Below are 23,624 nucleotides of genomic sequence, written 5' to 3' on the forward strand. Positions count from 1 at the left end.
GATCTGGGGCAAGACCAACACCCCGGTCCTGGCCGGCGACTGGCAGACCTTCAACAAGCTCTACGGGACCACCAACAACCCCTGGGACCAGGCCCTGACCTGCGGTGGCTCTTCCGGCGGGGCGGCGACGGCGCTGGCGGCCGGCGTCACGGCCCTGGAGATCGGCTCTGACATCGGCGGCTCCCTGCGCGTGCCGGCCAGCTTCTGCGGCGTCTACAGCCACAAGCCGACCTGGGGCCTGGTCGGCCAGCGTGGCCAGGTGCCGCCCACGCCCGGCTCCTGGAGCGAGCGCGACCTGAACGTGGTCGGCCCGATGGCGCGCTCGGCCCGCGACCTGCGCCTCCTGCTGTCGGTGATCGAGGGCGGGCCGCTGGCCGCCCGGGCGCCGGCCGCCGACCTGGAGGCCGCGAAGATCGCGCTCTGGCTGGACGAGCCCAGTTTCCCGCTGGACCCGCAGGTGCGCGCCGCCCTCGAAAGCTTCGCCGCCGAGCTGACGGCCGCGGGGGCCGAGGTGACGCCGATCGCCTCGCCGGTGCACATGCCGACCCTGATGAGCGCCTATCGGACCCTGCTGGGCGCCATCATCGGCGAGGACATGCCGGACGGCGCCATCCGCGCCATGTCCCGGATGCGGGGGCTCGCGCGCTGGCAGGTCGCCCGCGGCGCCGGCGCGGGGTCCGCGGCGGCCATGACGCTGGCCTATACCGCCACCCACCGCGAGTGGCTGGCCGCCGACGCCGTGCGCAACCGCCTGCGCCACGAGATCGGCGAGGTCTTCGGCCGCTTCGATGCGATCCTGGCGCCGATCGCCCCGGTGACGGCCTTTCCGCACGACCACCGGCCCTTCGCGCGCCGCCGCCTGACCGCGTCGGACGGCGGCGAAATTCCCTACGCCGCGATGCTCGACTGGATTTCGCTGGCCACCGCCCTGCACCTGCCGGCCACCGCGATCCCGGTGGGGCCGTCCGCCGCGGGCCTGCCGGTGGGCGCCCAACTGATCGGGCCGCTGTACGGCGACGGCAAGACCCTGGCGCTGGCCCAGGCCATCGACGAGAACATCCGCGGCTTCGCCCCGCCGCCGATCTAGGGCGGGACAGCTCCTCGGTCCCCATGACCGTCATGGCCCGGCTTGTCCGGGCCACCCATGAGCTCCGCATCTATGGGTTCGACGGGGCGGCGCCGCCGCGCTTTCGCGGGCGCGATCAGGTGTTCATGGGTCGCCCGGACAAGCCGGGCGATGACGGACAGAGAGAGATATATCCTAGGGCTTGGCCGGCGGCGGGTTCTGCTTCGTCCAGAGCGCGTCCACCGCGGGCTGCAGGTCGCCGCCGACGCCGCGGCGGACGAGGGACAGGCCCTCCATCTCCACCTTGTCGGACCGCAGCACCCTCGGATGGGTCGAATAGCCGATCAGGTAGATCGCCTGGTCGGTCTTGGGCTGGCCGTCCTCGATGAAGCTGGTGGCGATGCCGACCGGCAGGCGGCCCTGATGGCGCTTGTCGTCGCGGACGTGCAGGGCCTTGGCCAGGCCGGCCTCGAACCAGCCGGCCTCAATGCGCGGGTTGCCGGTGGTCTGCACCGCGTCGCCGCGGATCTCGGCGGGGAAGGTGACCGCCTGGGTCTGGATCACCTGCTCGGAATGCACCGTAGCCAGGCGCAGGCGGTCGCCGCCGCTTTCCGGCGTCCCGGTCATCAGGAAGGCCAGCTTCAGCGCCCCGGCCTTGGCCTCGGCCTGCTTCTCCCGCGCCTCGGCGGCGCGCTCGCGGTCGGTCTGGGCGCGCTCGCGGTGGGTGTCCCAATAGCCGAGCGCGGCGATCACCACCGCGGTGATCCCCACCAACTCCGCCAGGCTCAGCCAGCGGAGCGGCAGGCGCTTCCTGCGGGGGCCGCCTTCGCTCATCGGCCGGTGGAACCGAACCCGCCGGCCCCGCGGACCGTCTCGTCCAGGCTCTCGACCTCGGCCCAGGCGGCCTGGACCACGGGGGCGATCACCAGTTGGGCGATGCGTTCGCCGCGGCGGATCACGAAGTCCTCCTCGCCCAGGTTGATCAGGATCACCTTCACCTCGCCACGGTAGTCGGCGTCGATGGTGCCCGGGGTGTTGAGGCAGGTCACGCCATGCTTGGACGCCAGGCCCGAGCGCGGCCGAACCTGGCCCTCGAACCCCGGCGGAAGCGCGAAGGCGAGGCCCGTCGGGACCGGGAACCGCGAGCCCGGCCGCAGCACCAGGGGCTCGTCGTCCGGCACGGCGGCGCGCAGGTCCATGCCGGCGGCCTGGGCGGTCTCGTAGGCGGGCAGCGGCAGGCCTTCGGCGTGCGGAAAGCGGGTGATCGGAACGGTCGGGTTCACTTGAACTCTCTCAACGAAATTCGGCGGCGATGCGCTCGGCCAGTTTGCGCGCCACCGCGCCCTTGGCCATCCGCTCCCATCGCTCGATTCCGCCGCCGGTGACGAGGGCCACGGCGTTGTCGTCGCCGCCCATGGTCCCGGCCACGCTGACGTCGTTGGCCACGATCCAGTCGCAACCCTTCCGGGCCAGCTTGGCCTTGGCGTGGGCCTCCAGGTCGTGGGTCTCGGCGGCGAAGCCCACCACCAGCCTCGGGCGGCGGGTATTCTTCGACAGGGCGGCAAGTATGTCGGGGTTCTCCACCAGAGCGATGGGCGCGGGGGCGGCGGCGTCCTTCTTGAGCTTCCGGCCGCCGGTCTCGGCCGGGCGCCAGTCGGCGACGGCGGCCACGCAGACGGCGATGTCGGCCGGAAGCGCAGCCTCGCAGGCGGCCAGCATGTCGCGGGCGCTTTCCACATCCACGCGGACGACGCCCGCGGGCGCCGGCAGGGCGGTGGGGCCGCTCACCAGGGTCACCTCGGCGCCCAGGGCGGCCAGGGCGCCGGCGATGGCGTAGCCCTGCTTGCCCGACGAGCGGTTGGTCAGCATCCGCACCGGGTCGATGGCCTCCACCGTCGGGCCGGCGGTCACCACGGCCCGCTTGCCGGCGAGCGGGCGCCCGCCCGGGCCGAGCGCGGCCATGATCGCCTCGAAGATCGCCGCCGGCTCCGCCATGCGGCCCGGCCCGAACTCGCCGCAGGCCATGGCGCCCTCGTCCGGTCCCACGAAGCTCACGCCATCCGCTGTCAGGGCCGCGAGGTTTCGCTGGGTCGCCGCGTGCAGCCACATCCGCACGTTCATCGCCGGCGCCATCAGCACCGGCTTGTCGGTGGCGAGCAGGGTGGTCGACGCCAGGTCGTTGGCCAGCCCCTGAGCCGCCTTGGCCATCAGGTCGGCGGTGGCCGGCGCCACCACCACCAGGTCGGCGGAGCGCGACAGCTCGATGTGACCCATCTCCGCTTCGTCGGTCAGGGAAAAGAGCTCGGAATAGACCTTGTCCTCGGCCAGCGCCGAGAGCGACAGGGGGGTGACGAAGTGGGCGCCGGCAGCGGTGAGGATCGGTCGCACCCCGACGCCGGCCTTGCGCAGCAGGCGTGTGAGCTCAAGGGCCTTATAGGCCGCGATCCCGCCGCCGACGATCAGGAGAATCCGCTTCTGGTCCAAGGCGTGCAGCCCCTCGTCGACGCGCGTCCGCCTTAAGGCAAATGGGGCCCAACGACAAATCCCGCAAATTTGGACTCGACAACCGTTGATAGTTGTTCTTTCTTTGTTCCAAGCTCTGCTGTTTGGGAGAAGGAAGATGGCTGGGTTGAGGACGATGGGCGCAAGGGCGGGGCTGTCCCTGGCGCTGGGAATTTCGGCGCTGGCTCTGCTGAGCGCCTGCGACAACGGCCCCTCGGCGGTGAGCCGGAAGGCCGCCGCGCCGGAGGTGGCCTCGGCCGGCGCGCCGGACCGGTCCTACGGGTCCGACCGGCGTGGCGGCTATGACAACGGCGCGCCGCAGGTCGACCACCGCAAGGACGAGGTGGCCAAGGCCGACGACGGCAAACCCATGTGGGCGGCCAGCAAGCGGTTCTCGGCGGAGGAAGGGGCCCAACGCCAGTTCGAGCGCGACGGGGCGGCCTTCGACGCCAAGACCCTCGATCAGTTCGTCAAGAAGGCCCACGCCTTCGTGGGACACCCGCCGAAGGGCACCCTGACGCTGACGCGCAAGAACGGCGACATCCTCTACTACGACCCCAAGGGCAACGTCTTCGCGGTGGCCAGCAAGGACGGCGCGCCGAGAACCATGTTCAAGCCGGACGACGGCATGGCCTATTGGCAGAAGCAGAAGGACCGCGAGGAGCATAGCCAGGCCGCCTCGCGCCGGTCGAAGTACGCGGACACCGCGGAGTGACGGACCATAAGGCGGTCGTGGCGGACCCCAGACACATCCAGCGTTCGGGCCAGATCGACTGGTCCAGGGTCCGCCGCCGCCGCCATCCGTACAATCCGGCCTCGGAGATGCGGATGGTCCCCCTCGGCGATCCGGCAGGGATGAGCCAGCTCGGCGTCCATATGATCCGCATCCCGCCGGGCAAGGAGAGCTTCATCCCCCACGCCCACTCGGTGTCGGAGGAGTTCGTCTTCATCGTCGAGGGCGTGGGAGAAATGATGCTGGACGGCGTCGGCCACCCGGTGGGGCCGGGCGACTTCGTGGGCTTCCCCATCGACGGGGTGGTCCATTCCCTGAAGTCGAAAGGCCCGGGCGACCTCGTCTACCTCACAGCAGGCCGCCGCGATCCGCTGGAGATCGCCGACATGCCGACCATCGGCAAGACCACGGTCTTCCGGAACGGCAAGATGGAGCTGTTCGACGTGGAGGGCGCGGAACGGCTGACCGGTGAAGAATGGATGGCGCGGACGACGATCGAGTGAACGCGGAGAAGATGCTCCCCTGGCCGCGCTTCGCGCTGGGGAGGATCTGTCAGCCCAGGTACATCGCCGCCAGGAACGCCGCGCCGGCGACCAGCGCGCCGGCCGCGAACCACAGCAGCGCCGAGCCGCCTGAACGTGTCTCGCGCACCTCGACGGTCGTCGCGCCCGCGGCCGGCAGGGTCTCGGCCAGCCGCGCGATGTTGCGCAGCGCCGCCATCGCCTCGTCGGCGAAGCGCTTGATCCGGGCGGCCGGCGACAGCTCGCGGGCGATCCAGCGGCGCACCACCGGGTCGGCGGCGGACCAGATGTTGTGGTCCGGCAGGATGCGCCGCGCCACGCCCTCCACCGTCATCATGGTCTTCTGCAGCAGCACCAGCTCGGGCCGAAGGCGCATCTCGTAGAGGGCGGTGATCTCGAAGAGCTGCAGCAGCACCCGGCTCATGGGCACCTCGCTGGCCGGGCGGCCGAACACCGCCTCGCCCACGGCCCTCAGCGCCTGGGCGAAGGCCTCGACGCTGTGATGGGCCGGCACGTAGCCCGCGTCGAAATGGGTGCGCGCCACCGCCTCGTAGTCGCGGTTGAGGAACCCCCAGAGGATCTCCGCCAGGTAGCGGCGCTCGGCCGGGCCGATCCGGCCGATGATACCGAAGTCCACCGCCGTCAGGGCGGCAGGCGCCGCAGCGAACAGGTTGCCCTCGTGCAGGTCGGCGTGGAACACGCCGTGGTCCAGGGCCTGGGACAGGAAGGCCCGGATCAGGTTGTCGGCCATGGCCTGGCGGTCGAGCCCGGGCTGGGTCAGGGCGGCCTCGTCGGAGAGCGGCCAGCCGCGCGCCCATTCCATGGTCAGCACCCGCTTGCCGACGCCCTCCCAGACGATCGGCGGGGCGGCCATGTAGCCGTCCTTGGCCATCACCTCGCGCAGCTCGTCCGCCCCGGCGGCTTCCAGCCGCAGGTCCAGCTCCAGGGTCACGGCGCGGATCACCGTCTCGGCGAAGGCGATGGGCTCCAGCCTGCGCGCCGGCGGGATCCAGCGGTCGATCAGCCGGGCGGCAAGCATCAGGCTCTCGGCGTCGGCGGCCACCCGCCGCTCGATCCCCGGCCGCAGCACCTTCACCGCGACCTTGCGGCCGTCCAGCAGCCTTGCCTCGTGCGCCTGGGCGAGCGAGGCCGCCGCGATCGGCTCGCCGAACTCCGCGTAGAGGCTCTCCACGGTGCGCCCCAGCGCCTTCTCGACCTCGGCTCGGGCAAGCGCGGTGGGAAAGGGCGGCAGCCGGTCCTTCAGCCGCGACAGGTCCTCGGCGAACTCACGCCCGAAGAAGTCGCCCCGCGTCGACAGCACCTGGCCGAGCTTGATCGCCACCGGCCCCGTGCCCTCCAAGGCCCTCGCCAGCCGCTCGCCCGGCCGCCCCTGGCGCGCGCCGGGGCCGGCGAACAGCCGAAGCGTGCGGCCGATGAAGGCCACCGACGGCAGGTAGGCGTCATCCAGCTCGCGCGGCAGGAGGGCGTCGTTGCGCACCAGCGCCCAGACCGCGGCGGTCATGCGGCCGAACGCCCCGATCTTACTCAAAGGGGGCCGCGCCCATGCCGCTAGATCGCCCGACCGGTGTGCAGCGCCGCCACCCCGCCGGTGAAGTTGGTGAACTCGACCCGGGCGAACCCCGCCTCGCCGATCATGGCGGCGAACCGGCGCTGGTCCGGGAACCGGCGGATGCTTTCCACCAGGTACTGGTAGGCGTCCCGGTCGCCGCCGAACCGCGCGCCGATCTCCGGGATCACCTTGAAGGAATAGGCGTCATAGGCCTTCTGCAGGGCCTCGGTGACCGGCCGGGAGAATTCCAGGCAGAGGAAGCGCCCGCCCGGCTTCAGCACCCGCCGCGCCTCGCGCAGGGCCGCTGGGATGTCGGTGACGTTGCGGATGCCGAAGGCGATCACATAGGCCTCGGCGCTGGCGTCGGGCAGAGGCAGGCGTTGCGCATCGCCCACGGCCCAGGCGATCTCCGGCTCGCTTCCCTTCTCGCGGCCGGCGGCCACCATCTCGGCGTTGTAGTCGATGACGAAGATCCGGGCGTCCTCGCCGCCGCGGCGGAGCTGGACGCGGCGGGCCATCGTCGCGAAGCGCCGCGCCATGTCGCCGGTGCCCCCGGCGCAGTCGACGATCGTCTCGCCCGGCTGGGGGTTCAGCCGCGCCGCCACGGCGTCCTTCCACAGCCGGTGGACGCCCCCGCTCATCAGGTCGTTCATCAGGTCGTAGCGGCGCGCCACGCGGTCGAAGACGCCCCGCACGAGGCCGGGCTTTTCGCTCGCGTCCACGTCGCGGAAGCCGAAGGTGGCGGCGGGTCCGGTCATGGGTTGCCTCTTAGCCCCCCGGCTGCGGGGCTCCAAGGCCCCAATACGCGAGGGGTTGGCGCGCGCCGCCCGCCATGCCAAGCCAGACGCATGCCCGAACTTCCCGAGGTCGAGACGGTGCGCGGCGGCCTGGCTCCCGTGCTGGAGGGCCATCGGCTGGCCCGCGTCGAGGCCCGCCGGCCCGACCTGCGCTTCCCCCTGCCGCCCAACTTCGTCCAGGTGCTCACCGGGTCGACGGTGACCCGCCTGGCGCGGCGGGCGAAGTACCTGCTCGCCAGCCTCGACCGGGAGGACACCCTGGTCATGCACCTGGGCATGAGCGGCCGCTTCGAGATCGCCCAGCCGCGGCATGAGGGGCCTGAAGGCGTGGAGCGGCCCGGCGAGTTCCACTACGCCCCGGACCCGGACCCCAAGCACGCCCACATCGTCTTCACGACCGAAGCCGGCGCCAGGATCACCTATTACGACCCGCGCCGGTTCGGCTACATGGCCCTGGTCAATTCGGCGACCCTGCACCTGCATCCGTGGTTTGCGGGCCTGGGCCCCGAGCCGCTCTCCGAGGATTTCAGCCCCGAGCGCCTGCGCGGCGCCTTCAAGGGTCGCAAACAGGGGCCCAAGACCCTCCTGTTGGACCAGCGGATCGTGGCCGGGCTGGGCAACATCTATGTCTGCGAGGCGCTGAACCGCGCGCGCATCTCGCCCTTCAAGGCGGCCGGCGGGATTTCCCGACCGCGGCTCGACGCGCTGGTGGCCGAGATCCGCGCGGTGCTGATCGAGGCGATCGCCGCGGGCGGCTCGACCTTGCGGGACTTCGCCCAGACGGACGGGGCGCTCGGCTATTTCCAGCATCGCTTCCGGGTCTACGACCGCGAGGGCGAGCCCTGCTTCAACGATCCTTGCGACGGCGTCATCGCGCGGAAGGTCCAGGCCGGGCGCTCGACCTTCTATTGCCCCGTTTGCCAGAAATGATCCGCGCCATGAGCCGCCTCCGTCGCGCCCTGGCCGGGTTCGCCCTGGCCCTCACCTTTGCGGGAACCGCCGCCGCGGCCCCGCCGGTCTGGGTGGTGAAGGACAAGGACAGCGAGATCGTGCTGTTCGGCTCGATCCACGTCCTGCCGGCCAACCTGGACTGGGAGCCGCCGGCCCTCGAGCGCGCGCTGAAGAACGCCGACGACATCTGGTTCGAGCTGCCCATCGACCCGCAGAGCGAGGCCAACACGGCGATGCTGGCCCAGCAACTGGGCGTCCTGCCGCCGGACGGCTCGCTCTTCAAGCTGTTGCCGCCCGAGGACGCCGCGCTGATGAGCCAGGTGGCGGCGACCTATCAGGTCTCGCCGGCGCTGCTGGACCGGCTGAAGCCGTGGCTGGCGGAGATCGCCCTGGCCGGCGGCGCCTACCGCAAGGTCGGGGCCGACGCCACCACCGGGGTGGAGAAGATCATCTCGGCCATGGCCCCGCAGGCCAGGCGCCAGGCCTTCGAAACGCCCGCCGAGCAGATCGGCATGCTCTCCGGCGGCTCCAGCGACGAGCAGCTCGCCTCCTTGCGGGAGACCCTGCACGAGATGGCCGACAAGCCCGACGAATATGCAGTGCTGGTGAAGGCCTGGATCGACGGCGACATGGCGACCCTCGACGCCGAGGCGCTCGCCCCCCTGCGCAAGGCTTCGCCCGACCTCTTCAAGCGCCTGGTCACCGACCGCAACGCCCGCTGGACGCAGGTGCTGGACGCCCGGATGAAGGGCCACGGCAAGACGGTTGTGGTGGTGGGCGTCGGCCACCTGATCGGCCCCGAGGGCGTGCCCGCCCGCCTGCGGGCCCTTGGCTATTCGGTCACGGGGCCGTAAGGCCGCTGGGCCAGCCAAGGAGCCCGCCCGTGAGCACTTACGAAACCCTGATCGTCGAAGCCCCGCAGGCGGGCGTGAGCCTGATCCGGCTGAACCGGCCGCAGGCGCTGAATGCGCTCAACAGCCAGTTGCTCAGCGAGCTTTCCGCCGCCCTGGACATCGCCGAGGGCGATGACGGCGTGCGCTGCGTGGTGCTCACCGGCTCGGACCGCGCCTTCGCCGCCGGCGCCGACATCAAGGAGATGTCGGACAAGTCCTACGCCCAGATGTTCGCCGCCGACTTCTTCGGCCCGGCCGCCCGGAGGATCGAGGGCTTCCGCAAGCCGATCGTCGCGGCCGTGGCCGGCTATGCCCTCGGCGGCGGCTGCGAACTGGCCATGCTCTGCGACTTCATCATCGCCGCCGAGACCGCCAAGTTCGGCCAGCCGGAGATCAACCTGGGCGTCATGCCCGGCATCGGCGGCACCCAGCGCCTGCCCCGCGCGGTGGGCAAGGCCAAGGCCATGGACATGGTGCTCACCGCCCGGATGATGGACGCCGCCGAGGCCGAGCGCGCGGGCCTGGTCTCCCGCGTGGTCCCCGCCGACAAGCTGCTGGAGGAAGCCCTGGCCGCCGCCGGCAAGATCGCCGCCCAGTCGCCGCTCGCGGTCGCCATGAACAAGGAGCTGGTCAACGCCGCCTTCGAGACGACCCTGTCCACCGGCGTGGCCATGGAACGGCGCCTGTTCCACTCGCTCTTCGCCTTCGAGGACCAGAAGGAAGGCATGGCCGCCTTCGTCGAGAAGCGGCCGGCGAAGTTCACGGGGAAGTAGGGGCGCGGCCGTGGGGTCGAAATGGCCGCACGGAATCCCCGCGACCTACGTTGACCCGCCCTCGATCCTCCCGTATATCCGCGCCTCCAATTTTCACCGCCCGGCCCGCCGGGCGCGTTCGCATGAGAAGCTCCTAAATGGCCAATACGCCCGGCTCCAAGAAGGCGGTCCGCAAGATCGCCCGCCGCACCGAAGTCAACACCGCCCGCCGCTCGCGCGTGCGCACCTTCCTGCGCAAGTTCGACGAGGCCCTGACCTCGGGCGACGCCGCCGCGGCCAAGGACGCCTTCGTCAAGGCCCAGTCGGAGCTGATGCGCGCCGTCACCAAGGGCGTCGTTCACAAGAACACCGGTTCGCGCAAGGTCTCGCGCCTGGCCGCCCAGCTCCGGAAGATGTCGGCGGCCTGACCCGGCCGGCGGGGACGAAACCCCGCCTTTCCCATCGGAATTCGACCTGCCAAACGGCGCCCCCGCGGGCGCCGTTTTCGCGTTTAGGGCCTGCGTCCCGGGTGCGACACATGCGGCGAATCTGCTCAGCGCACGGACCGCTGTTCTGCGTTTTCCTAGGGCGGAAAAGGGCTCCGTGCGAGTCAACGAAAATATCCGTCGACGCGCCGAAGAATCACCGTTGACCGGCCTCGGCCCCCCATTAGTGTCTGCCTCCTTACAGGCGTCTTCGATCTGATCCCGGATCAAAACGGGGCGCCGGCGGAGTGCATGCGCTCGCCGGATAAGAGCCTGTTTGTGTTGAGAAATAGGTGCGGTCGCTGCGTGGGGCTTCGACCGTGAGGCGGGCAGACGGGAAAAACAGAGATGATGAGCGGGGGGGTTGCGGGAGCTATGGCGAGCGCACCGGCCGGGGTCGTGTGGACAAAGACCTGCGTGGTCTTGAAGCGCGAACTGGGCGAGGCGACGTTCGGCTCCTGGCTGGGACAAGCGGCGCTGCGCGAGACCGGGGACGACGTGTGCCTGGTGGCCGCCACCGGGGTGGCGCGGGACTGGATCGCCCGCCATGCCTGGCGCCGTATCGGAGAGCTGTGGGCCCAGAACGATCCGCTGGGCCGCAGGCTCGACCTGAAATCGCGCATGGAGTTCGATTTCGACGCCCCGGCGAACGCCGCGGCGGCGGCTCCGGCGGCCCAGGCGGTCGAGGCTTCGACCGCGCCCGAAGTTTTCGAGGTCGAGGCTGAAGCTGCGCCCGCCGCGGCCCGCCACGGCCGCCTGCTGGGCCTGCAGGACCGGTTCGCCTTCGACAGCTTCGTCGCGGGCCCTTCCAACGAATTCGCCTTCGCCGTGGCGCGCCGCGTCGCGGCCTGGTCGGACGGCCACTTCAACCCGGTGGTCTTCCACGGGCCCTACGGCTTCGGCAAGACCCACCTGCTGAACGCGCTCGCCTGGGAGGCCATGCGCAATGAGCCGACCAAGCGGGTGGTCTATCTGACCGCCGAGCGGTTCACCTCGACCTTCGTCAAGGCGCTGCAGGACAGGCAGACCGCGGCGTTCAAAGACGAGCTGCGCAACGCCGACCTGCTGCTGATCGACGACGTGCATTTCGTGGCCGGCAAGACCTCCACCCAGGAGGAACTGTTCCACACCCTGATCGCGCTGGTCGAAGACGGCCGCCGCGTGGTGATGACCGCCGACCGTTCGCCGACCGAGATCTCGGAGATGGAGCCGCGGCTGCGGTCCCACCTGCAGGCGGGCCTGGTCTGCGGCATCGAGCCGGCCGACCGGGCGCTGCGCCTGGGCATCCTGGAGCGCAAGCTGCAGACGCTCGCCCAGCAGGGCCGCTTCCTGCCGTCCGCCAAGCCCGAGGTCATGCAGTTCCTGGCCGACCGCTTCACCGACAGCGTCCGCGAGCTGGAGGGCGCCCTGAACACTCTCGTCGCCCGCGTCGGCGGCGAAGTGGCGCGGCTGACCCTGGACGAGGCCCAGACGATCCTGCGCCCGCACCTGTCGTGCAACGAGCGCAAGGTCACGGTGGACCAGATCCAGAAGGTCGTCTCCGAGCACTATGGCCTCAAACAGGCCGACCTGATCTCCGAACGCCGCGCCCGCGCGGTGGCGCGGCCCCGCCAGGTGGCCATGTGGCTGGCCAAGCAGATCACCACCCGGTCCCTGCCCGACATCGGCCGCCGTTTCGGCGGGCGCGACCACACCACGGTGCTGCACGCCGTGCGCCGCATCGAAGGCCTGAAGGCCGAGGACCCGGCCATCGCCCGCGACGTGGACGTGCTGTTGCGGAAGCTGCGGGGCTAAAGGGCCGAAATGCTGTAGGGTGGGCCGTCGCGCAATCGCGGCGTCCCACCTGAAAAGCCGCCCATGTCCGCGAGAGACCTCAAGGGCTCCGGCCTGACCGATCGCCTGTCCGCCGCCGCCGACGCCAAGGCGGCCCTGCTGGCGAAGCTGAAGCCCAAACCCACCGTCACCGACCCGCTGTTCGAACAGCGCGCGGCCCTGCGCGAGGCCGAGCTCAAGGCCGAGCTCAACGAGGTGCGCACCGCCCGCGCCGACGAAAAAGAAGCGGCCCGCAAGGCCGCCGCCGACGCCCTGGCCGCCGACCACGCCACCATCGCCGCCGCCGCGGAGGCGGCGCTCGCCGAGAAGCGCGGCGCCCGCAAGGAGCGCAAGCAGCTCACCAAGGCCGAGGCGCAGACCAAGCGCGACGCCCGCTACGCGGCGCGCAAGGCGCGTTAGCCGGCGGCTGCGGGTAGGTTCAGAATTTCTCATCTGTGGCTGGCCCCATAGGGCCTTGTGACCGCCCCTGGGCGGGCCACTTACATCGGGGCGCCGCCTGGACGCCGACGGGAGATTTTCTGATGACCCAAGCTCACACGCGCGGCGCGGCCCTGGTGACCGGCGCCTCCGCCGGCATCGGCGCGACCTACGCCGACCGTCTGGCAAGGCGCGGCCATGACCTCATCCTCGTCGCCCGCGACGCCGCGCGACTGGAGGACCTCGCCACCCGCCTTCGCGCCGAGACCGGCGTCAGGGTCGAGGTCTTCCGCGCCGACCTGACCGATCCCGCCGACCTGACACGCCTTGAGGACCGCATCGCCCGCGACGCCGCCCTCGACCTGGTGGTCAACAACGCCGGCGCGGCCCTGTTCGGGGGCTTCCTGGAGCACGGGCCCGAGCAGATCGAAAACCTGATCCGGCTCAACGTCGTGGCTGTGGCCCGCCTGGCCAACGCCGCGGCCAAGGCCTTCAACGCCCGCGGCCGCGGGACCCTGATCAACGTCGGCTCGGTGGTGGGCCTGCTGCCGGAGTACCGCAGCGTGGTCTACGGCGCGACCAAGGCCTTCGTGCTCTATCTGACGCAAGGGTTGAACGAGGAGATCGGCGGCGCCGGCGTCACCTTTCAGGCCGTCCTGCCCGGCGCCACGCGCACCGAGATCTGGGAGCGCTCCGGCCGCGACCCGTCAACGCTCGATCCGGATCGAACCATGGATGTGGACGAGCTTGTCGACGCGGCCCTGGCGGGCCTCGACAAGGGCGAGCTGGTGACCATCCCCTCCTTGCCCGACCCTGCCGACTGGGACGCCTTCCAGGCCGCGCGGCTGAAGCTGGCGCCGAACCTGTCGAAGGCGCATCCCGCCGCGCGGTATGGGGTCCGGGCGGCTGTCGAGGCGTAGGCATCGCCTCTCGCCCGAGCGCAGCGAAGAGAGGGAGAGGATCGAGGAGAGGGCGGCGCCGCGCTGAACCCTGCTCGACGGTCCAGCCATGACCCGGGAGCGGCGCCGCCGCAAACCCCGATGAACCGTCGGACCGGCTTCAAGATCCAGCCGCCCTTTCCTCGATCCTCTCCCTCTCCGCTTCGCGGGGGGAGAGGAGGCAATGAAAAGGGCGGCTGCATCGCTGCAGCCGCCCTCGTCATGTCTGCCGTGGATCGGAGCCCTTAGGCGTCCGCGCCTTCCGGCTGTTCCTGCTTGGACGACAGGTCCTCGCCGGTTTCCTGGTCGACGATCTTCATCGACAGGCGGGTCTTGCCGCGGTCGTCGAAGCCCAGGAGCTTCACCTTCACGGACTGGCCTTCCGACAGGACGTCGGAGACCTTGTTGACGCGCTCGTTGGCGATCTGGCTGACGTGCACCAGGCCGTCCTTGGCGCCGAAGAAGTTCACGAAGGCGCCGAAGTCGACGATCTTCACCACCTTTCCGGTGTAGATCTGGCCGACTTCCGGTTCGGAGGCGATCGACTTGATCCACTCCTTGGCCGCCTCGATCTTCGACTGCTCGGCGGCCGCGATCTTGATCGTGCCGTCTTCGCCGATGTCGATCTTGGCGCCGGTTTCGGCGGTGATCTCGCGGATCACCTTGCCGCCCGAGCCGATCACTTCGCGGATCTTGTCCACCGGGATCTTGATGGTCTCGATCTTCGGCGCGTATTCGCCCAGCTCGTGGCGCGGAGCCTCCATGGCCTTGGCCATCTCGCCCAGGATGTGCTCGCGGCCGCCCTTAGCCTGGGCGAGCGCCTGCTTCATGATCGCCTCGGTGATGCCGGGGATCTTGATGTCCATCTGCAGCGAGGTGATGCCGTCGGAGGTCCCGGCCACCTTGAAGTCCATGTCGCCGAGGTGGTCCTCGTCGCCCAGGATGTCGGAGAGCACGGCGAAGCCGTCCTTTTCCAGGATCAGGCCCATGGCGATGCCGGAGACCGGCTTCTTGAGGGGCACGCCCGCGTCCATCAGGGCCAGCGAGGAGCCGCAGACCGAGGCCATGGACGAGGAGCCGTTGGACTCGAAGATCTCCGAGACCAGGCGGATCGTGTAGGGGAATTCCTCGACGCTCGGCAGCATCGGGCGGATCGCCCGCCACGCCAGCTTGCCGTGGCCGACTTCGCGGCGGCCCGGCGCGCCCATGCGCCCCGTTTCCCCGACCGAGAAGGGCGGGAAATTGTAGTGCAGCATGAACTTCTCATAGTACTTGCCCTCAAGGGCGTCGATGAGCTGCTCGTCGTCGCCGGTGCCGAGCGTGGCCACGACCAGGGCCTGGGTCTCGCCGCGGGTGAACAGGGCCGAACCGTGGGCGCGGGACAGGACGCCCACTTCCGAGACGATCTGGCGGACCTGGTCGACCTTGCGGCCGTCGATGCGGACGCCGGTGTCCAGGATGTTGCGGCGGACGACGTCGGCTTCCAGCTCCTTGAACACCGCGCCCAGCTTGTCGGGGGCGATGCCGGCCGGGTTCTCGTCGGACTTGCCGAACTTGTCGGTGGCCTTGGCCTTGGCCGCGGCGACCGCGTCCTGGCGCTCCAGCTTGGCGGGGATCTTGAAGGCGGCGGCGAGGTCCTTGCCGACGGCCTTCTTCATCTCCGCCTTGATGGCGTCGGTGTCGTCGGGCTGGAAGTCGAAGGGCTCCTTGGCGGAGTGCTCGGCCAGCTCGATGATCGCGTCGATGACCGGCTGCATGCCGGCGTGGGCGAACATCACCCCCTTCAGCACTTCGTCTTCGCTCATCTCCTGGATTTCGGACTCGACCATCATGACCGCGTCCGAGGTGCCGGCGACCACCAGGTCCATCCGGCTGTCCTTCATCTCGTCCAGCGTCGGGTTGAGGACGTACTCACCGTTCACGTAGCCGACGCGGGCGCCGGCGATCGGGCCCATGAAGGGCGCGCCGGACAGCACCAGGGCGGCCGAGGCGGCCACCAGGGCCACGATGTCCGGATCGTTTTCCAGGTCGTGGGCCAGCACGGTGCAGACCACCTGCACCTCGTTCTTGAAGCCCTTGACGAACAGCGGGCGGATCGGACGGTCGATCAGGCGGCTGGTCAGGGTTTCCTTCTGGGAGGGCGCAGCCTCCCGGCGGGGGAAGGAGCCCGGGATCTTGCCCGCGGCGTAGAACTTCTCCTGGTAGTTCACGGTCAGGGGGAAGAAGTCCTGGCCGGGCTTGGCGCTCTTGGCGAAGACCGCGGTGGCCAGCACCATGGTCTCGCCGTAGGTGGCCAGGACGGAACCGTCGGCTTGACGGGCCATGCGACCGGTTTCGAGCGTCAGCGTCTTGCCGCCCCACTCGATAGTCTTGCGTTTGATATTGAACATTTTCGCTTCTTTCTATCCCGCGGGCGTATTCCCGGCGGGGGCGGACAGGGATCGGGCTTCCGAAATCCTCTCCAAATGAACAGGCGATGAGGACTTCGTGTCAGCCCTCGGCGTGTGCGGCGGTCCCGAACTGAAATGGGATCGCCAGTGCCGCATTGGGGTCCCCCGGCCTGTTGCGGAGGAGCGGCGGTCTTAACTCCCGCTCGTCCCGGCGAAAGCCGGATCCCTGCGGGCGGTCGGGCTGCGTCAGCCTCTGCGGACCCCGGCTTTCGCCGGGGCCGGCGGTGGCTAGCGGCGCAGGCCGAGGGTCTCGATCAGCTTCTGATAGCGGTCCGCATCGGACTTCTTCAGGTGGTCAAGGAGCGACCGGCGGGCGGAGACCAGCTTGAGCAGGCCCCGGCGCGAGTGGTTGTCCTTCTTGTGCGTCTTGAAGTGTTCGGTGAGGTTCGAAATCCGTTCGGACATGATCGCCACCTGGACTTCGGCGCTGCCCGTGTCCGCTTCGCCGCGGGCATGGGACTTGATCACTTCAGCCTTGCGTTCGGCCGTAATCGACATCGGTCAATCTCCGCTCTTGTCGAGATGAAAGACCCGCGAGGGTTCGAGCCGGCCCGCGCGCATCTCGCAGAGTGCGACGACCATCCCGCCCGCCATGGCTGAAACGGTGCGCGAGCCGGGCTTGAGCCTGGCTTTGACCGATTCCACCTGTCGGGGAACGAGAACGATCGACCGTCCCTGCTTCAGCCGGAAAGCGTCTTCGGCGGTCACGGCCAGCTCCGGGATGTCGTCCAGGGCGGTCTCGACCGGAAGCAATAGCTCCGACTGGCGGGCCTTATGCCCTAAATCCTCAAGGAATTCCAGCGTCACCGCAGATTGTTCGGTGAACCCCCCGACGCGCGTGCGGCGCAGGTCGCTGACGTGCCCGCAGGCGCCCAGCATTTCGGCCAGGTCGCGGGCGATGGCGCGGACATAGGTGCCCTTGCCGCATTCGATCTCCAGGGTGACGTGATCGGCGTCGGGCGCCTCGGCGACGCGGGCGGAATGGATGGTCACGATGCGGGCCGCCAGCTCCACCGTCTCCCCGGCGCGCGCCAGGTCGTAGGCCCGCTCGCCGTCCACCTTGATCGCCGAATAGGCCGGCGGGACCTGGCTGATCTCGCCCACGAAGCGGGGCAGGACGGCCTCGACCTGCGCCACCGACGGCCGGACATCGGACTGCGCCGTCACCTCGCCCTCGCGGTCGTAGGTGGCCGTGGTGCGGCCCCAGGCGATGGTGAAGCGGTAGGCCTTGTCGGCGTCCACCAGGTAGGGAACCGTCTTGGTCGCCTCGCCCAGCGCGATCGGCAGGATGCCGGTGGCCAGCGGATCCAGCGTGCCGGCGTGGCCGGCCTTCTGGGCGTTGAACGCCCGGCGCACGCGGCTCACCGCATGGGTCGAGGTCAGGTCGTAGGGCTTGTCGAGGCAGATCCAGCCGTTGACCGCGTCGCCCTTGCGGCGGCGGGCCATCAGTCTTCGTCCTTCCAGCCGCCGGAAGGCTCGCCCGGCTTCAGGTCCTGGGCGACGCGGGGGTCGTCGAAGAGCCGGTTCATGCGCGCGGCCGCGTCGAAGGTGTCGTCGTGAAGGAACTTCAGCGCCGGGGTGAATTTCATGTCGATGGCGTGGCCCAGGCGGCCGCGCAGGAACTTGTGGTGGCGGTTCAGCGCCTTGACCACCACCGCGGCCTGTTCGCCGCCGCCCAGGGGCTCGACGAAGACCGTGGCGTTGCGCAGGTCCGGGCTCATGCGGACCTCGGTCAAGGTGATGGAGACGCCGGCGATGTCGGGGTCAGTGATCTCCTGCTCGCGCAGGATCTCCACCAGGGCGTGGCGCATCAGCTCGCCGGCCCGCAACTGGCGCTGCGAGGGGCCGGAAGGCGCATGGGGGGCTTGGCGTTTCATGGCAGGGCTCGCGTCGAACCTGGGGCGCGGATCGGACGCGCCGACGCAGGGAAGGCGGGCTTCTAGTCGCGCGAGCCCCGCGTGTCCAGCGAGAGCCCTTCCCCTTCAGGTCGGATCAGACTTGGGGGGAACGAGAAGGGCTCCAGATATAGCCGAGGGGCCCGTTTGGTCCCGGCTGACTCGATTCAGGTCGGCTGCGACGGGCTCTGGGCGGCTCGGGCCCGCAACATGCGGGTGAAGGCGTCGCGGATCGGGGGCACGTAGCGATGCTTGGCCGGCGAGGTCTCCGCCGCCTCGTCCAGGTGGATCAGGACGCAAGGGTTGGCCTCGAACAGCAGCAGGCGGCCGTCGGCCGTCAGGCTGCAGTCGATGCCGCCATAGTCGAGGTCGAGGCGGCGGCCGACCTCGTCGACCGCGGCGGCCGCCTGCGGACCGAACACCCCTCGCCAGTCGGCCAGGAACCGTTCTTCCTCGGCGAGCTTCCAGTCGGACTTCGCCATCTCCGCGCGCCAATAGTGCAGCAGCCAGTCCTCGCCGATGGCGAGGTGGAAGGGATAGGGACGCCGGTCGACGAAGACCAGGCGGTACTTGCGCCAGTAGCCGTCGGGCGAGCGGAAGTCGTGGAACGGCGTCAGGAACAGGCGCTCGGCCGGTCCGCGCGCCAGGTACGCCTGCTTTTCGGCCTCGCTGGAAAGCCGCACGAGGTTTTCGCCGCCATGGTCCCCGGCGGGCCGGACCAGGACCGGGGCCTCGATCGTCAAGGCCTCCAGATCGGCCGGCGCCAGGGCGCGGACCGGCGGCGTCACCATCCCCGGAATGTCGCCGAACAGGCCCGCGGCCTGGGCGCGGCCGGTGCGGGGAATGCCCTGCGGCGGATTGAGCACGGGCTTTCCCAAGGCCGCGCAGAAGGCGGCGGCCGCGGCCAACTGGCCATCGTCGCGGTCCGCGTCGCCGAGCGTGTTGAAGATCACGCCGGCCTCGGCCAGGGAGCCGGGGTCGATCTGGCCCAGCGGCGCGTCCGGCTGGTCCGGCGACAGCAGGGCCAGGGTGAGCGTCGTGAAGCATGCCGGGTCCACGAGGTAGCGGGTCGGCAGGTGGCCGGCCCCGACGGCGCACAGGACGACGACGGTCTCGAGGGCGGCCTCGCTCGCGTTTCGCCGCTGCACGCCGAAGCGGCGGGCCAGGCCGTTGCGGATCTGGCGGGCCTCCTCGTGGCGTTTCGACCGGTCCAGGGTGACGGCCAGCTCCTCGAGCGTCCCGGCCTCGTCATGGCCCGCCGCGAGATAGGCCCGGGCCGCCGCCTCCGCCTCCGGCAGCCGCTCGACCCGGGCCGCGGCCTTGGACAGGGCGTTCAGGAGGATGGCGGCGGCGGCCCCCAGAGTCGGGTCAGGGTTCGCCAGCGCGTTCAGCAATTCGTCGACGGCCTCGTCGAACCGTCCGCAATCGACCAGCACCAGGCCGCGATTGCCGCGCGCCACCTGGAACGCGGCGTCGAGCCGCATGGCCTCGTCCAGCGCCGCCAGCGCCTCCTCGCGGCGGCCAAGCCGGTGCAGCGAGACGCCGAGTTCGTTGTGGATCGGCGCGAAGGCCGGGGCCCGCCGGGCCGCGCGCCGGAACAGCGGCGCGGCCGCCTCGTCGTCGCCCTGGCGCGCCCAAAGCCGGCCCAGGGCCAGCAGGGCCGTGGCCTCGTTGGGGCGCAGGGAGAGGTGGCGGTAGGCCATGGCCTCGGCCGCCTCGTGGTCGTCGCCGTCCGCCAGGATCAGCGCCAGCATGCCCACGGCTTCGGGATGGTCGGGCCAGCGCGCGAGGATCTCCCGATAGGCGGCCTCGGCCTGGGCGAGGCGTCCCGCGGCGTGATCCGCGACGGCTGCGCGCATCGGCCCGGCGGCCTCAGCCAGTGGGGGTCGGGGTTCGCCCGAGCCTATCCCGGTCAGGAGCATTTCCCGTCATCGCGCCTTTCGGCGACGAACGGATTTCCGTAGCGATGTTCGATATGTCGCTGTTTGGCGAGATTGAAACACGCCCGGCCCGCCGCCCCGGCGGCCGGGAATAAACCGGCGCGCGCCGCGGTCTGGTGTTGGCGCAGGCGCGGCCCACTTGGGGGCGACCGGCCCGCGCCGGAGCCGCCATGGACGCCCTGGTCTCCCCTCCGCCGCAGACGGCCGCGCGAGCCGCGGCGCGGACCCGCTTTGACCACGTCAGCCAGGGCCTGCACTGGCTGAGCGTCCTGATGATCGCCGCCTTGTTCGCCAGCGCCTGGTCGCTCGGCCTGGCGCAGGACGGCGGCGCGGCGGCCCAGCGCCTGACGCTCCATCGCTCGGTAGGCGCCGGCCTGTGGATCATGGCCCTGGCCCGGCTGGCGTGGCGCCTGAGGTTCGCCGTGCGCCCTCCCCTGCCCGCGGATATGCCGCGGCCGCAGAAGGCCGCCGCAGCGGCCAGCGAGGCGGCGCTCTATGTCCTGATGCTGGTCCAGCCGCTGACCGGCCTGGCGCAGAGCCTGGCGCGCGGAAAGCCCTTCCAGCTCTTCGTCTTCCAGGCGCCGCGGGTGATGGCCCGTCACAAGGCGCTGACCGGCGCCTTCCACAACATCCATGAGGTCGGCGGCTGGCTGCTGCTCGGCCTCATCGGCCTGCACGTCGCCGCCGCCCTGTTTCACGGCCTGGCGCGGCGCGACGGGGTGCTTTCGTCCATGTGGCCCTGGCCGGCCCGCAAGACTTAGGGGCCGCCTGCCGATCCGTTCGCCAGAGCGCCGCCCGCCCCGTCGCGGCGCCCAGGCGAGAGGGGGCGCCGCTGGCTGGCGCCCCCTCAACCCTTCCGAACCCGCACGACGGCCGGCCCCTGGGAATAAAGCCCACGGCTCGACGGTCTTTCCAGACGACCTGTCCCAAAGGAGCTGACGATGACCCCCGAAGAGAGCCACGACGACACGCCCGGCGACCGCCGGGGCTTCCTGAAATGCATGGCCTGGGCCGGGACCGGGGCGCTGTTCACCGTCAGCGGCGGGCTCGCCAGCTCGATCGGGCTCGACCGGGCCGTGGCCGCGGCCGCCCAGGCGCCTGGGCATGCGGCGGGCGACTTCACCTTCCTGCAGATCAGCGACAGCCACGTGGGCTTCGCCAAGCCCGCGAACCCCGACGCGGCGGCCACCTACCGGGAGGCGGTCGCCAAGATCGTCGCCCTGCCGGTCAAGCCGGACTTCATCATCCACACCGGCGACATCACCCAGCTTTCGAAGGACCAGGAGTTCGACGACGCCGAGCAGATCATCCGCGAAGCCGGCCTCACCGTGTTCCACGTCCCGGGCGAGCACGACATGCTCGACGAAGGCGCCGGCAAGGCCTACCTCGACCGCTTCGGCAAGGGGACGCAAGGCGCGGGCTGGTACAGCTTCGACCACAAGGGCGTGCACTTCGTGGCCCTGATCAATGTGGTCAACCTGAAGGCCGGCGGCATGGGCAACCTGGGCCCCGACCAGCTCGAGTGGCTGGAGAAGGACCTGGCCCGGCGGCCGTCGTCGCAGCCGATCGTGGTCTTCGCCCACATCCCGCTCTGGACGGTCTACGCCGACTGGGGCTGGGGCACGGACGACGCGGCCCAGGCGCTGTCCTACCTCAGGCGCTTCGGCTCGGTGACCGTGCTGAACGGCCACATCCACCAGATCACCCAGAAGGTGGAGGGCAATATCGCCTTCCACACGGCCCGCTCCACGGCCTTCCCGCAGCCGGTGGGCGGCCAGGCCCCCTCGCCCGGGCCGCTGAAGGTGCCCACCGAACAACTGCATTCCATGCTGGGGATCACCACCGCGACCCTGGTGCGCGGCCACGCCCCCATCGCCCTGGTCGACCAGACCCTGGCGACCTGAACCCACTTCAAGAACGGACCTACTCCCATGCCCAAGACCTTCAAGGCGGGCGCCCTGGCGCTTGCGCTCGGCCTCGCGACCCTGACCGGCGTCGGCGCCGCGCGCCCGGCCTTCGCGGCCCAGCCGGCGGCGACGGCCGGCCCCAGCGTCACGATCGACAACTTCGTCTTCGGGCCCCAGGCCCTGACGATCGCCGTCGGGACCACCGTCACCTGGATCAACCAGGACGACATCCCCCACACCGTCGTCGCCGCCGACAAGAGCTTCAAGTCCCGCGTGCTCGACACCGACGAGCGGTTCTCCTTCACCTTCACCAGGGCCGGAGAGTACGGTTACTTCTGCTCGCTCCACCCGCACATGACGGGCAAGGTGATCGTCACGGCGGGCTGAGGCGGGGCAGGGCGATAGACGATGGACGTGCGAAAGCCGTTCTTCCGGCCGCACCTGGCGTTCAGCCGCGGAACGCCCGGCGGGCGGCGTGCGTCCGACGCCCGAACCGCCGAGCGCGACCAGACCCGCCGGTTCCGCGAGCTGGTGCTGCCCCACCTCGACGCGGCCTACAACTTCGCCCGCTACCTGAGCCGCGACGCGACCGCCGCCGAGGATATCGTGCAGGAAGCCTTCCTGCGCGCCTTCAAGGCCTTCCCGGCCTGGCGCGGCGGGCCGCCCAAGGCCTGGCTGTTCGCCATCGTGCGCAACTGCTTCCTCAACTGGGCCGCCGGGCGCAGCGGGACCGGCAAGCTCCTGGTCGAGGAGGGGGCGCTGAGCGAGGTCCAGGCCCAGGCGCTGGCCAATGTGGCCGATCCCGGCCAGGACACGCCGGAGGCGGCGCTGATCCGCCGGCGCGAGGCCGAGACCCTGCGCGCCGTGATCGAAAACCTGCCCGAGCCCTTCCGCGAGACCCTGGTCCTGCGGGAGCTGGAAGAGCTGAGCTACAAGGAGATCGCCGCCTTGACCGCCGTCCCCATCGGCACCGTGATGTCGCGCCTGGCCCGGGCGCGACAGATGCTGTGCGACATGCTGCAGCCGGAGGGGGCTGCGGCCCGGCGGGAGATCCAGCGATGAGCGCCTGCCCTGACAAGGCCATGCAGCTCCAGGGCCTGCTGGACGGCGAGCTGGACGCCGTCAACGCCGCGGCCTGCGAGGCGCACCTGAAGACCTGCGAGGGCTGCGAGGCCGAGTATCGGCGGCTGGAGGCCCTGCGCGAGAGCCTGGCGACGCCGGGCGTGGCGCACCGCGCGCCCGAGCGGCTGCGCGGCAAGGTCGAGGCCATGCTGGGCGCTGAGGCCGCCACGCCGGAACCGCCGGCCGCGCCCTCGATGCGGCGGACCTCGCCCTGGGCCGCGAGCGGCATGGCCGGCCTGCTGGCGGCGACGCTGGCGGTGATGATCGTGCTGCCGCAGGTGGGTGACGGCGAGGTCGCACGGCAACTGGTCGCCAGCCACGTGCGGTCGTTGCTGGCCAATCACATCACCGACGTGGCCACCTCCGACCAGCACGTCGTGCGGCCCTGGTTCAACGGCAAGGTCGACATCGCCCCGCCGGTCCCCGACCTCAGCGCCCAGGGCTTCCCCCTGGTCGGCGGGCGTCTGGATTACATCGACGGCCGCGTCGCGCCGGCCATCGTCTATCGCCGCCGGCTGCACACGGTGAACCTCTTCGTCTGGTCGGCCCAGGGGCGGCTGTTCAACGCCGCGCGCACCATCCGCCGCGACGGCTATACCTTGGTGGAGTGGACCGCCGGCGGGCTGCGGTACGCCGCGGTTTCGGACATCGAGCCGGCCGACCTGCTGCGGTTCAAGGCGGCCTACCAGGCCCACTCCCCGGATCCCTCGCACTAGGTCGTGGACTCATAAGCTCTGAGCCAGAGTCGAGTTGAGGCGAGGAGCACGGCGGCAAGGAAGTTCCTGGCGAGCTTGTCGAAGCGCGTGGCGACACGGCGGAAGTGCTTGAGTTTGCAGAAGTAGCGCTCGACGA

At 70.6% G+C, this 23,624-nt stretch carries 25 protein-coding genes and 1 pseudogene; 15 read left to right on the plus strand and 11 right to left on the minus strand.

Annotation, left to right across the window (positions count from 1 at the left end; translation table 11 throughout):
- On the plus strand, positions 1-1,087 hold a 1,087-nt coding region (locus VNW53_RS19515), incomplete at its 5' end, for an amidase family protein (RefSeq protein WP_325557725.1).
- 174 nt (positions 1,088-1,261) lie between these two features.
- On the opposite strand, the gene VNW53_RS19520 is transcribed toward VNW53_RS19515, so the two are convergent.
- Genes VNW53_RS19520 through coaBC form a run of 3 tightly spaced genes read right to left on the minus strand, consistent with a single transcriptional unit; the run spans position 1,262 to position 3,550 of the window.
- Complete coding sequence (locus VNW53_RS19520) at positions 1,262-1,900, minus strand: hypothetical protein (RefSeq protein ID WP_325557726.1); 639 nt, start codon at positions 1,898-1,900, stop codon at positions 1,262-1,264.
- Positions 1,897-2,349, minus strand: a complete 453-nt coding sequence (dut, locus tag VNW53_RS19525) for a dUTP diphosphatase (protein WP_325557727.1) — start codon at positions 2,347-2,349, stop codon at positions 1,897-1,899. Before dut ends, VNW53_RS19520 begins: the two co-directional genes overlap by 4 nt.
- Positions 2,350-2,359: 10 nt before the next feature.
- Positions 2,360-3,550 (minus strand): bifunctional phosphopantothenoylcysteine decarboxylase/phosphopantothenate--cysteine ligase CoaBC, encoded by a 1,191-nt coding sequence (gene coaBC / locus VNW53_RS19530; RefSeq protein ID WP_325557728.1) that lies wholly within the window; start codon positions 3,548-3,550, stop codon positions 2,360-2,362.
- A gap of 136 nt (positions 3,551-3,686) precedes the next feature.
- Between coaBC and VNW53_RS19535 the strand changes: the two genes are divergently transcribed.
- Together VNW53_RS19535 and VNW53_RS19540 are read left to right on the plus strand one after the other, a co-directional pair.
- On the plus strand, positions 3,687-4,283 hold the full coding sequence (locus VNW53_RS19535) for a hypothetical protein (protein ID WP_325557729.1): 597 nt from the start codon (positions 3,687-3,689) through the stop codon (positions 4,281-4,283).
- Positions 4,284-4,300: 17 nt separating this feature from the next.
- Complete coding sequence (locus VNW53_RS19540) at positions 4,301-4,804, plus strand: cupin domain-containing protein (RefSeq protein WP_325557730.1); 504 nt, start codon at positions 4,301-4,303, stop codon at positions 4,802-4,804.
- A gap of 49 nt (positions 4,805-4,853) precedes the next feature.
- Here the strand turns inward: VNW53_RS19540 and ubiB are convergent, their stop codons facing one another.
- Positions 4,854-6,371 carry a 2-polyprenylphenol 6-hydroxylase gene (gene ubiB / locus VNW53_RS19545; protein WP_325557731.1) on the minus strand — a complete coding sequence of 506 codons (1,518 nt, stop codon included), beginning with the start codon at positions 6,369-6,371 and terminating at the stop codon, positions 4,854-4,856.
- Positions 6,372-6,391: 20 nt separating this feature from the next.
- Positions 6,392-7,150: a class I SAM-dependent methyltransferase gene (locus VNW53_RS19550; protein ID WP_325557732.1), complete on the minus strand. Its 759-nt coding sequence runs from the start codon at positions 7,148-7,150 to the stop codon at positions 6,392-6,394.
- Between the two features lie 90 nt (positions 7,151-7,240).
- Here VNW53_RS19550 and mutM point away from each other — a divergent pair, with 90 nt between their 5' ends.
- The 7 genes from mutM (at position 7,241) to VNW53_RS19585 (ending at position 13,440) form a co-directional block, all read left to right on the plus strand.
- Complete coding sequence (gene mutM / locus VNW53_RS19555; RefSeq protein WP_325557733.1) at positions 7,241-8,119, plus strand: bifunctional DNA-formamidopyrimidine glycosylase/DNA-(apurinic or apyrimidinic site) lyase; 879 nt, start codon at positions 7,241-7,243, stop codon at positions 8,117-8,119.
- An 8-nt stretch (positions 8,120-8,127) separates the two neighbouring features.
- Positions 8,128-8,994: a TraB/GumN family protein gene (locus VNW53_RS19560; RefSeq protein ID WP_325557734.1), complete on the plus strand. Its 867-nt coding sequence runs from the start codon at positions 8,128-8,130 to the stop codon at positions 8,992-8,994.
- Positions 8,995-9,023: 29 nt separating this feature from the next.
- Positions 9,024-9,806: an enoyl-CoA hydratase gene (locus VNW53_RS19565; RefSeq protein ID WP_325557735.1), complete on the plus strand. Its 783-nt coding sequence runs from the start codon at positions 9,024-9,026 to the stop codon at positions 9,804-9,806.
- Between the two features lie 137 nt (positions 9,807-9,943).
- The gene (rpsT, locus tag VNW53_RS19570; RefSeq protein WP_324360327.1) at positions 9,944-10,213 is read left to right on the plus strand and encodes a 30S ribosomal protein S20; all 270 of its coding nucleotides are present in this window, start codon (positions 9,944-9,946) and stop codon (positions 10,211-10,213) included.
- A 405-nt stretch (positions 10,214-10,618) separates the two neighbouring features.
- On the plus strand, positions 10,619-12,064 hold the full coding sequence (gene dnaA / locus VNW53_RS19575; protein WP_325557736.1) for a chromosomal replication initiator protein DnaA: 1,446 nt from the start codon (positions 10,619-10,621) through the stop codon (positions 12,062-12,064).
- Positions 12,065-12,127: 63 nt separating this feature from the next.
- Positions 12,128-12,502, plus strand: a complete 375-nt coding sequence (locus VNW53_RS19580) for a DUF6481 family protein (RefSeq protein WP_324361920.1) — start codon at positions 12,128-12,130, stop codon at positions 12,500-12,502.
- A 122-nt stretch (positions 12,503-12,624) separates the two neighbouring features.
- The gene (locus tag VNW53_RS19585; protein ID WP_325557737.1) at positions 12,625-13,440 is read left to right on the plus strand and encodes an SDR family oxidoreductase; all 816 of its coding nucleotides are present in this window, start codon (positions 12,625-12,627) and stop codon (positions 13,438-13,440) included.
- 263 nt (positions 13,441-13,703) lie between these two features.
- On the opposite strand, the gene pnp is transcribed toward VNW53_RS19585, so the two are convergent.
- The 5 genes from pnp to VNW53_RS19610 form a co-directional block, all read right to left on the minus strand.
- Entirely contained in the window at positions 13,704-15,848 is a 2,145-nt protein-coding gene (gene pnp / locus VNW53_RS19590) for a polyribonucleotide nucleotidyltransferase (protein WP_325557738.1), read from the minus strand.
- A 288-nt stretch (positions 15,849-16,136) separates the two neighbouring features.
- A complete protein-coding gene (gene rpsO / locus VNW53_RS19595; protein WP_325557739.1) occupies positions 16,137-16,406 on the minus strand; it encodes a 30S ribosomal protein S15 in 270 nt (89 codons plus the stop codon).
- A 3-nt stretch (positions 16,407-16,409) separates the two neighbouring features.
- Positions 16,410-17,354 carry a tRNA pseudouridine(55) synthase TruB gene (truB, locus tag VNW53_RS19600; RefSeq protein WP_325557740.1) on the minus strand — a complete coding sequence of 315 codons (945 nt, stop codon included), beginning with the start codon at positions 17,352-17,354 and terminating at the stop codon, positions 16,410-16,412.
- Complete coding sequence (rbfA, locus tag VNW53_RS19605) at positions 17,354-17,785, minus strand: 30S ribosome-binding factor RbfA (protein ID WP_325557741.1); 432 nt, start codon at positions 17,783-17,785, stop codon at positions 17,354-17,356. Before rbfA ends, truB begins: the two co-directional genes overlap by 1 nt.
- 185 nt (positions 17,786-17,970) lie before the next feature.
- The gene (locus VNW53_RS19610; protein WP_325557742.1) at positions 17,971-19,662 is read right to left on the minus strand and encodes a tetratricopeptide repeat protein; all 1,692 of its coding nucleotides are present in this window, start codon (positions 19,660-19,662) and stop codon (positions 17,971-17,973) included.
- Positions 19,663-19,913: 251 nt separating this feature from the next.
- On the opposite strand from VNW53_RS19610, the gene VNW53_RS19615 reads away from it, so the two are divergent.
- The 5 genes from VNW53_RS19615 to VNW53_RS19635 all read left to right on the plus strand — a co-directional run bounded on the left by VNW53_RS19615 (position 19,914) and on the right by VNW53_RS19635 (position 23,488).
- Positions 19,914-20,504: a cytochrome b gene (locus VNW53_RS19615; protein WP_325557743.1), complete on the plus strand. Its 591-nt coding sequence runs from the start codon at positions 19,914-19,916 to the stop codon at positions 20,502-20,504.
- Between the two features lie 180 nt (positions 20,505-20,684).
- On the plus strand, positions 20,685-21,647 hold the full coding sequence (locus VNW53_RS19620) for a metallophosphoesterase family protein (RefSeq protein WP_325557744.1): 963 nt from the start codon (positions 20,685-20,687) through the stop codon (positions 21,645-21,647).
- Between the two features lie 27 nt (positions 21,648-21,674).
- Positions 21,675-22,037: a cupredoxin family copper-binding protein gene (locus VNW53_RS19625; RefSeq protein ID WP_325557745.1), complete on the plus strand. Its 363-nt coding sequence runs from the start codon at positions 21,675-21,677 to the stop codon at positions 22,035-22,037.
- 21 nt (positions 22,038-22,058) lie between these two features.
- Positions 22,059-22,712 carry a sigma-70 family RNA polymerase sigma factor gene (locus VNW53_RS19630; RefSeq protein ID WP_325557746.1) on the plus strand — a complete coding sequence of 218 codons (654 nt, stop codon included), beginning with the start codon at positions 22,059-22,061 and terminating at the stop codon, positions 22,710-22,712.
- Positions 22,709-23,488 (plus strand): anti-sigma factor, encoded by a 780-nt coding sequence (locus VNW53_RS19635; RefSeq protein ID WP_325557747.1) that lies wholly within the window; start codon positions 22,709-22,711, stop codon positions 23,486-23,488. The genes VNW53_RS19630 and VNW53_RS19635 overlap by 4 nt, the downstream gene beginning before the upstream one ends.
- On the opposite strand, the pseudogene VNW53_RS19640 reads toward VNW53_RS19635, so the two are convergent.
- Positions 23,485-23,624 (minus strand): annotated as a pseudogene (locus VNW53_RS19640) (IS5/IS1182 family transposase); the annotation flags it as partial. The gene VNW53_RS19635 and the pseudogene VNW53_RS19640 overlap by 4 nt on opposite strands.

It is taken from the genome of Phenylobacterium sp., assembly GCF_035569475.1.
Taxonomy (GTDB): Bacteria; Pseudomonadota; Alphaproteobacteria; order Caulobacterales; family Caulobacteraceae; genus Phenylobacterium.